This window comes from uncultured Dokdonia sp. (assembly GCF_947492535.1).
Classification (GTDB): domain Bacteria; phylum Bacteroidota; class Bacteroidia; order Flavobacteriales; family Flavobacteriaceae; genus Dokdonia.
The window spans coordinates 1-1,510 of record NZ_CANLNH010000039.1; the positions used below are offsets into that span (position 1 = coordinate 1).

1 protein-coding gene is annotated in these 1,510 nt (G+C 31.1%); it reads left to right on the forward strand.

All coding sequences use genetic code 11. The features are described 5' to 3' along the window. The first annotated feature begins 214 nt into the window (after positions 1-214). Positions 215-1,504 (forward strand): DDE-type integrase/transposase/recombinase, encoded by a 1,290-nt coding sequence (locus Q1A60_RS21445; protein WP_299770563.1) that lies wholly within the window; start codon positions 215-217, stop codon positions 1,502-1,504. The last annotated feature ends 6 nt before the right edge of the window (positions 1,505-1,510 follow it).

Below are 1,510 nucleotides of genomic sequence, written 5' to 3' on the forward strand. Positions count from 1 at the left end.
TTATCGAACCGAATAAATCAATTTATCAGTAAATTATCTGATTTTCAATAATTTATAACTAATGAGTGTATTTTGTTATTCCTTCGAATTTTCGAAGTTTAATTTTTTTGAGTAAAAATATATTGAGAGATGAGAATGACTAATTATATAGTTTTATTTTGAGTTTTTGCATTTAGATTTATCTATTTTCGTTTCCTTTTGAAAAATCATTAGGATGCAGAAATACAAGAAGTATCATAGTAATATAAAAACTTCCTATGCTTTAGGAATCCATAAACAAGTACTACCAGATAGTTTTACTCGTGATATTTCACATAGCACATCACATTACTGGAAACATGAATCACCAGATAAATATATTGGAAGTGAGTTTGCTTCAAGTATTGAAAATTCGCTCGATGACACAAAAGTGTTTCTAGATAAACGTTTAGAATTTGGTAGAAAAGCCTTCGTAGAGTTTGGAAGAATATACCTAATGATACTTAACTTGATAGGTAAAGAAAATCTACTTGCTTTAATTAAAGGCAATCGTAAGAGCTTTGTAGATTCTTTAGAAAATCTTTCTGAAGATTTTCCTATTTCCAAAGCAACTATTCTACGATTTATCGGTATATCAAATCATAGATATAGGTCATGGTTAAATGAACGTAAATCATTTTGCACCCATTCACTCATAGGTCAGTGTTTTAAACGCAGACCAAATCAGATTTCACCTAAAGAAATTAGAGTTCTCAAACAGTATATGAATAACCCAAATTATAAGATATGGTGTATTCGTTCTGTATGGGGTAAAGCTATTAGAGAAGGAGCTATTTCTATGGCAGAATCTACATGGTACAAATATGTCAAAAAACTTGGCTACTCAAAATCACGTAAGCCAGCTAAGAAACCACGAAAGAAAGGATCGTATAATGCCTCTGCTCCCAATGAAACATGGCATATGGATATTTCACAGTACAGAACTCTTGATAACGTGGTATTTTACATTTATACAGTAGTAGATAATTTTTCTCGTAAGATTATTACCTATGATATTTCTACAATAAAATCTGCAAAGATTCGAACCGACACACTTCGAAGCGCTATTTCAGAACAATTTAATGTAGATTTACAAGGCCAACATGTAGACTTAATTGTAGATGGTGGTTCGGAAAACAATAATAAAACAGTTCATCAATTTCTTAGAGAATGTCAGATTAATATCCACAAGAAGATTGCTTTGAAAGATGTAACCTTTTCTAACTCTATAGTAGAAGGACCTTATAAGATAATGAAGTCGTATTATTTTAGAACAAAACAAATTCTTTCGACAACCATACATGAAGAATTAGCCATCTTTATCAAGAACTATAATGATGAGAAGCCTTGTAACAAACACAAGATTTATACACCAAGTGAAGTACACGATAATCCAGAACTAACCAAGGCTAAATTAGTTATAGGTAATTTCAATCAGGAGCGTATAGCTAATAATAGAAACTACTGTTGCAAAGTCTCAGCCTAGAGTAGG